At 39.3% G+C, this 7,857-nt stretch carries 5 protein-coding genes; 4 read left to right on the top strand and 1 reads right to left on the bottom strand.

Annotated features, from left to right (window positions below; all coding sequences use genetic code 11):
* The first annotated feature begins 173 nt into the window (after positions 1-173).
* The 3 genes from EKM69_RS10120 (at position 174) to EKM69_RS10110 (ending at position 1,895) form a co-directional block, all read left to right on the top strand.
* Positions 174-665, top strand: a complete 492-nt coding sequence (locus EKM69_RS10120; protein ID WP_125710693.1) for a thiamine biosynthesis protein — start codon at positions 174-176, stop codon at positions 663-665.
* Positions 655-999, top strand: coding sequence for a hypothetical protein (locus EKM69_RS10115; RefSeq protein ID WP_125710691.1), 345 nt, complete (start codon positions 655-657; stop codon positions 997-999). The genes EKM69_RS10120 and EKM69_RS10115 overlap by 11 nt, the downstream gene beginning before the upstream one ends.
* A gap of 95 nt (positions 1,000-1,094) precedes the next feature.
* Complete coding sequence (locus EKM69_RS10110; protein ID WP_125710689.1) at positions 1,095-1,895, top strand: FAD:protein FMN transferase; 801 nt, start codon at positions 1,095-1,097, stop codon at positions 1,893-1,895.
* Positions 1,896-2,994: 1,099 nt separating this feature from the next.
* Here the strand turns inward: EKM69_RS10110 and EKM69_RS10105 are convergent.
* A complete protein-coding gene (locus EKM69_RS10105) occupies positions 2,995-3,219 on the bottom strand; it encodes a hypothetical protein (protein ID WP_125710686.1) in 225 nt (74 codons plus the stop codon).
* Between the two features lie 2,127 nt (positions 3,220-5,346).
* On the opposite strand from EKM69_RS10105, the gene EKM69_RS10095 reads away from it, so the two are divergent.
* Positions 5,347-7,731 (top strand): M13 family metallopeptidase, encoded by a 2,385-nt coding sequence (locus EKM69_RS10095; protein WP_125710682.1) that lies wholly within the window; start codon positions 5,347-5,349, stop codon positions 7,729-7,731.
* Positions 7,732-7,857 lie beyond the last annotated feature (126 nt).

The raw sequence follows: 7,857 nt of genomic DNA, 5'->3' as shown, positions 1-7,857 counted from the left end.
ATATTTTTGACGAATTTATAAAAGCATTACCCAATCGCCTGATCAGGCTCTTGGATAATGCTTCATGATGTTAAAAAACTATTTGATTGTACCCAACCTCAACATACGAATGAGTTGAGGGCTATTTTCGTGCTTTCAACCTTTAGCTATACAAATAAAATCGAGGTGTTTCTATGAATGAAACTGAATTTTTCTTTCTTGAACGCTCTTTTTACAAAATGAACGTTCCTTTTTCTATTAAAATTGCTGTGACTGATCGGGATGCTGTTGTTGAACGGATCCTGAATACTTCTTCGCAGATGATCGTTGATGACTTGGATGTTATCGATGATAAGTTTTCTCCTCAAAAAGCCGATTCGCTGATTTCTAAGTTTCATCGCGGTGAGGCTGAGGTTTTCTTCCAAGATGACATGTTTCAAGTTGTCTACAATCAAGCTGCACTTGCAAAAATTGCTACGAAAGGGCAGTTTGATGCTTTTGCTAATGACCGCTTTGATCCGTCTGAAATGTTGACAGGTTGGGCCATTGAGGTTGAATTTATGAAGCATTGGAAGCCTTTGTTAGTCGATCCACACATCGTTGGGGTTTCCCTGAGTTCTAGTTCTATGATGCAAGTTGCTGCTGATCCAAAAAGTTTTTTTTGCATGGGATGTCGTGATCAATGATCCTGACGATGCAGAAAAGATTGCTCATTATCAAATTAAGAATGGAGCAGTGGCTACTTCCACGTATAATGACGGAAAAAGCACTTCTCGGCCACAACTTGATACACCTAAGTTGATTACCTTGGTTTCTAAAGGCGTGACAGAAGCAGCTATTTTGGCGCAGACAGCTATTGAGATGGACATTGATTCAGTGGTTGATCTAATTGAAACATCGCAACTGACAGGTCTCATCTTGCCAGCCGATTCCACGGCCACGGCTTTTTTAAGAGGCCGCTTCAATGACCGCAGGCTTTACGCTCTGAAAAATAACCAATCAAAATTGAGTCAACTTTAAACCAAACGTGTCATAATAACGATAGTAAGGAAAATTCCTTACTTTTTTAAAAAAGAGTTTTACCTAGTTTTATCTCTACAAAAGAGGTGTCAATTATGATTGAACCTAAGACTTATTTCCCGATGGTAGTAGTTGATAAGATGAACACGCCGTTTACGATCAAATTGGCCGTGACGGATAATGATCCGGTGGTAAAACAAATTTTGCAAACTACTACTAAACTGATCGAAGAGGACTTGGAAAAAATCGAGCGAAAATTTTCGATGGATAATCAAGACTCAATGATCAACCAATATCGCCGCGGCAACGACTCAGCGGTAGCATCAGACCCGATGTTTAAAGAAGTGTTTGGACAATGTAGCCAAGCAAAAAACTTTACGAACGGCTACTTCAACGCCTTCAACGATGGCAAATTCGATCCAAGTGAATTATTAAAAGGTTGGGCCATCGAAAGGTTGTTCCAACTACACTTAAAGCCATTACTGATAGCACCCAACATCATTGGAGTGTCCTTCGGTGACGACAAAGACATCCAAATGGCCTCAAAAGCCGACAGTAACTTCCACTGGAACATCGGCATCAACGACCCCAACAAGGAAAACGCCAAATTAGCCGAGTACCGGATCGACAACGGTGCCATTTCCACAACGAAAATTAAAAATAATGTAAAGCAGTTAAGCAAACAATCAAAGGCATTACAACAAGTATCAGTAATAACCACCAGCCTGACCAAGGCCAATGCCTGGTCGTTTGTAGGAGTAAAAACCGATACGAATACCTTTAAAAAGCTGATCAACAATTCAGGCCTTACAGGCCTAATGATAGACTCAAGCTCAGTCTTAACGGCGTTTACACAAGGAAAAATATTTTATGATTATGACAAGAAAATCAGTTAATATTGTATAAGGTCAGCTAGCGAACTGTGCTAGCGGCCTTTTTGTTTTGGTTTTGTGTTTTGTAGTGGAGGTATGTTGGTTGGAGGTTCATTGCCGGTTCTGCGGGGAGGTTCCGGAAATATCGCCGTGGAACGCTGCGGACCCACTTTGAGCTATCCAAGGAAGACCGCCTTGGACATCTCAAAGCTGGGTCTTTTCGTAAGCACGGCCCATGCCGTGCAAACGAAAATTTCACGGCTGACGGCGAATTTCCTCCACCTCCCCGCAGAACCTAAGTTAACGCAAAATTTGCGTTTTTGGTGGGGGGTACGGTACTTATGTTTGTTAGTCAAACATGCAGTGAGTAGTTTGGTTTACCAACGTATTTCCGTTCCTACGATTTTGATTACACTGCCTATCTATTTGATCTATTGAGATGATAAGTGCCAAAAAAACGATTTTGGGTTTATCCTTTGATTTTGAATTTGCTTTTGATTTTGTCTCTGCGATTCGGAAGAGAGCTGAGATCGACAAGAGCGGAGTAGGACGCGCTTGAAGTGCCGATTTGAGTGACAAAAATCGGTATCCGTCAAAAAAAGGGGTATGGTTGCACCATCTAGGTGGAGGGGCGGGGCGCTATATGGGCTCAGCCGCGAAATTTCACTTAGCGGTTCACCGCTTAGTGAAAGACCCAGCTTTGAAATGATCGAGCGTACTTTGCTCGGTTAGTTCAAAGTGGGTCCGCAGCGTTCCAGTCCCATATAGCGCCCCGCCCCGGAACCGGCAATCAACGCACAACACAAACTACCACCCCCACACCAAAACAAAACAAAAAAATAGCCGCCAACAAAAATATCAGCAGCTAACATATAAAATCATAAATAATACCGAGGCAAGCACAAAACATACTGTCTCCAAAGCAAAACCAAAACAACAAACACAGCCAAATCAAAACTAAGCTGCAAACTTACAAAATAAAGCAAAACCGAAGCAATAGAAACCACTCCGATCAAAACCCAAAAAGCAAGATAAAGCACACGCGTCATATTATCGCCTTCAAACAAAAAAATCATACTTGCAAACAACCATCAAAATCCATTATCAGCAGTTGTAATAAATTTTATTTTTTAAGATGAAGTTCGTGGAGGAATTTTTTCTTCAAGTCGCTAATGTTCGATGAAAGGTCACTCTGTTCTTTGGTGATCAGATAGAGAGTCGTCCCTACCAGAAGAATGACTGCAAGAATACCTAATAATGAACTGTTTGAGTACAATAATATGAACCAGATAACTGCAAGTGTGATTAAAGCAATGCGAATCAATAAATCGACCCATTTGTTTAGCATGTTATCACTTCCAATCATTCCTCACGCTGATAGTACTCCCATCTGAAAAAAATTAGCGAGCATTTATAAAAAACTGAAATGGTGAAAATTGACTGATAGTGTATGAAATTTGATGGCTTCAACGTATTAATTATTTTTTTAAAATGAAATAACGTTTTTGAAATATTAGCAATATCGTAAATTTCCTGAAAAAATTGAAAGAATTTTCATTCTGATATGAAACAAATCTTATTAAAAAAACTGCTAAGATGGTAATTTGTTTTGCATTGGAAACTATTTGGAGGGAATTATGAGTAAAGTTATCGATCGTTGGAATACCTTTTCCCATTTTGGTAAAGGCTTGATCGTTGTGTTCGGCTTAATTGTCGCACTGTTGATCACCGTAATTTTTATTTAGAAATTATCTCAAAATACCCCATCAGTTATGACTGAAACCAGTCACTGGTGGGGTATTTGTTTGTGAAATGATTTGCACATTTCACAATTTAAGTAAAATTTGACAAATGAATGAAGCCACAAAAAAAGAGTAGAGGCCTACCACAAACCTCTACTCCTCGGGATATGTAAGTTGAGGGACTACCACGAACCTCTATTACAAAAGTTGAGAAGGAATACTTCTGAAAATTATGAATTGAAAGGTGTACATTGAGGATGTACTTTCTAACTTCATAAGACATAACGACTAAGTCATTATATTCATCAGGATTTCTCCTAATGAACAACTCATATTATATATTCCTTTTTTCAAAAATACTAGTAAAAAGTTGTATATATGAATCATTTTAACATAACTGTAACATAATAATTAGCATAATTATTACCTTATATTACAAATGGTAAATACCAATTCATGAAAACGAATTCGGATTATTATATGGGATATGTGAAAGATAGTTAGTGAAATATTTATTATTATTGAACAATAAGATGTGTTCACAAAAACAAGATATTTTTATCAAACGATATATATATTTGTTGATTTTCTTAAAGTTAGGTTATATAATTCTTATGTTGTCAGTTAATAAGTCACTGGGAACGCCTACCACAATAGTTCCTGGTGATCAGCTGACCACCGGTCTTCATATCCCTGGATTTTACCCAATTTTCTTGATACTGGTGGTTGGTGACTGGTTAATTCCTTTTGATAACAGATATACTAATATATCAGCAGTTTTTTTTACTTTGATTTTGAAGGACTACCACATGCCTTTATTTCTTAAGTTGAGAAGGATAAACTGCTTTAGCCTGAAGAGATCATCTCTTCAGGCTATTTTTTTGGATAGTGTCAGCCCAGAGGTGAGAGAGACTTTGGCAGACGAGAAGCGTTTTGCTTGAGGTGACGTTGGTGATTTTAGGTGTGTTGGGGTTTGTTTGGTTTGTGGAGGGATAGGTAGAGGTGGTAGTTTGGTTGGTGGTTCACTGCCGGCTCCGGGGCCCGGGGATACAGCTGCTGGAACGTGGTGGGCACATTTTGAACCAATCGAGCACAAACCGCTCGCTTGTTTCAAAACTGCACCTTCCTCTAAGCTCCTTCGTCGCTAAGAGGAATTTCACCACTGAGGGCTGTATCCCCGGGCCCCTCCGCCTAGATTGTTCCACAATCCCCCTTTTTTTGATGAGGACCGATTTTTGTTGGTTAAGTTGGCATTTTTTGATCGTCCTAGTTTTTGTGGTCTATCTCAGTTCCTACCTTGGTTTGTAAGATTTAAACCCAAAGCAAAAGCCAAAACCAAAACCAATATTAAAACCAAAATCAAGACCAAGTACAAACTCTGTTTAGAAGCACAAACAAGTTCAAGTTCTTGGGGTTACTTGTGTATTATTACATTTTCTCTGTTTTTCCGGGCTCACGTGCTCGATTCCTCGCACTTTCGCCTTGTTGTTCAAATTATCGTTTCAGACCTCTTCGAGGTCTTTTTTTATTGTTCGTTTTTTATAGTGTCTCTGTAAAATTATTTGTTGTTCCTCAAATAATTATTCGCTTTTTCAACTCCTTTCTATGCTAAACAGCGTTATTAATTTGTCAATTATCGCAAAAAGTATTTTTATTTATAGATTACTTTTTTGCATGTTGAGGGGTGATTATAAGGGTGTCAAATTATATTGACAGTTTTAGGAGGCGCTCCTATGAAATTGAATAAAGCTATGATTGGTGTATTTACATTTTCTGCTGTTATCTTGGGAGCTATTACTTCTTCGCAGACGGCTAAGGCCGATTCTGTTTCAGATGCTTCTCAAGTTAGTTCTGAGAGTGTAGAGACTCCTGAATCTAATTCTGGTTCTCAATCTGCGGTTGGTACGGCTTTTGTTCCTGCTGCTGATAATAATGTTTCTGCTACTGCTTCTGGCTCGGCTGATTCTTCGGATGTTGCTTCTAGTTCAGCTGTATCTGCTCCTGCTTCTGTTTCTAGTTCTGGTTCTTCAGATGTTTCTGCTTCTGATTCCACAAATTTACAACAGGTAGGTCAAGATGGTCAAAATGATCAAGTTGTTTATAATGCGTTGCCAAGTTCTGATTCGACCGGTGAGTCTAGTTCTGTTGCCGGCACTTCGACTGCACCCTCCGTAACGGTTAATTCTAACGGTGGTGAGTGGGGCAATGATGTTGTTTATTCTCGGCCACAAGATAATTTCTATATGTATGAAAATGGTGACTGGGTCAATGAGACTTCAGTTGATGATGTGACTCCAGTTGCGGGCTCATTTAATGATGTTTCAGCTGCTGTTAATCAAAAAGTCGAAAATGCTTTTAACCAGTTGTCCGATGGTATGGATTCTGCTGGTACGGCAATGGATGAAGCTACTTGGTTTTATCAGTTGACGCAAAATGATGATCTTAGCAATGTTGGGGTTATTACTCCTGATCTTGCTCAAGAGATCAATGGTCTTTTGAACCTAAGTGATATGAGTGAGTTCAACGGTGACTTTACTAATGAAATTGGTCGTGATCAACCAACACCATTTTCTATTTTGGTAGCTCGTGATCAAAATGATCCTTCTAAAAAAGCTTTATACTTGTTCGGTGCACAGCCTTTGATGCTGACTGATCAAGGTATCACTGCTAGTGAAGAAGACACCGTGGTCGCCTTTTTGCAATTGGCGGGTTACTCAAATGATATGATCCAAAATATTATTACTGGAACTGTTAACTACGACCAATTATTAATGAATACTTTGTCGCAAGATGATTTAAATGCTACTACTCAGATCGGTGGCGGCTATAAGCAAGTTAGTTTGAATGATTTGATAAATAGTTCCAATTCGATCAACTTTAATGGGATATTGCATACACTTACAGGGGAACATCCAGACTATGTATATGAGATGACACCATCTTATTTTGAAAACATTCAGTCGTTGATCAACCCTAGTGTTCTCAATGATTTGAAGGGTTGGATGGTATCTAATTTGATCCTTTATCGGGCTAGCGAGTTGCAAGATATCGTTAGCGGCTTCCAAAACTTTTTGCAGACGACTCATCCAGATCTTAGTCGTCAATATTTGGAAAGTTCTGGCGACCTCACTCCAGCTTTGCAACGGGAGTTAGCTTACTACTTGACTACTCAAGCCTTTAAAGATGGATTCAGTCAGTATTATGGTCCCTCGATCATTACTCCTGAAGAAAAAGATGCCGTTACTACTTTAACTAAAAAAATTATTTATAGTTATTCAACACAAATTATCAATAGTACTTGGCTCGACAATGAGACGAAGCGCAATGCTTTGGGTAAGTTGAGTCATTTGAAGATCAATATCGGCTACCCGACCAAGGACTTTGATTACTTCAATCGGGTCGATATTGAAGGCTACAATTCAGCCTATACGAACTACCGGAACCTAGTCGGGGCTCAAGCTCTGCAAAACCTCGCTGACTACAGTCAACCAGTCGACCGTTCGGCATGGATTCAAGGACAATCAGCTCTCGATGCTAATGCTTCATACAATCGTCTGAACAATTCAATCACGATCGATGCCGGTATCATTAACAGTCCATTCTTTAGTTTGGACAATACCGAGTCACAAAACCTCGGTGGTCTAGGTGTCATTATCGGCCACGAATTGACGCATGCCTTTGATGCCAATGGTTCATTGTACGATGGTAATGGTGAGCTTCACGATTGGTGGTCCAGCGATGATCTTGCTAGATTCAATCAACTCGTCGGTGAGTTCATAAATGAATATAACGGGATCCCTTATGATGGCGGTTATGTCAACGGGTTACAAACTCTTGATGAAAATATCGCCGATAATGGTGGTCTCAATGTTGCTTTGGCAACACTCGAGTCTGAAAAAAATTATGATCTGAAGCAGTTTTTTGATAGTTATGCTTTGGGTTGGAGATCGAAGTATACTCCTGATATGCAGCAGGCACAGCTTTCTGATGTGCATACTCCTGATAGTCTCCGGGTTAATGTTTCTCTTCATAATATTGGAGCGTTTTATGATGCTTTTGATGTTCAGCCTGGTGATGGGATGTACTTGGCTCCGGATAAACGGGTTAATATTTGGTAGCGTTCAGCTTTGTGATAGGAACTGGATGTTATTGATTTAAAAGGAAGTGGTGAGATAGTATTATTTTCTTTTAACTTTGTTTAGTGTTTGATTTCTTTTATTATTATTCCTCCTCAGAATATAAAA

It is taken from the genome of Companilactobacillus zhongbaensis (genome assembly GCF_003946515.1).
GTDB classification, from domain to species: Bacteria; Bacillota; Bacilli; order Lactobacillales; family Lactobacillaceae; genus Companilactobacillus; species Companilactobacillus zhongbaensis.
The sequence above is the reverse complement of the archived record's forward strand: the minus strand, read 5'-3'. Positions and strand labels throughout refer to the sequence as shown.

What these genes read in the sequence shown, in the direction of transcription:
- EKM69_RS10095 (WP_125710682.1), top strand. Translation starts at nt 5,347, where the DNA reads ATGAAATTGAATAAAGCTATGATTGGTGTATTTACATTTTCTGCTGTT.
- EKM69_RS10120 (WP_125710693.1), top strand. Translation starts at nt 174, where the DNA reads ATGAATGAAACTGAATTTTTCTTTCTTGAACGCTCTTTTTACAAAATG.
- EKM69_RS10105 (WP_125710686.1), bottom strand. Translation starts at nt 3,219, where the DNA reads ATGCTAAACAAATGGGTCGATTTATTGATTCGCATTGCTTTAATCACA.
- EKM69_RS10110 (WP_125710689.1), top strand. Translation starts at nt 1,095, where the DNA reads ATGATTGAACCTAAGACTTATTTCCCGATGGTAGTAGTTGATAAGATG.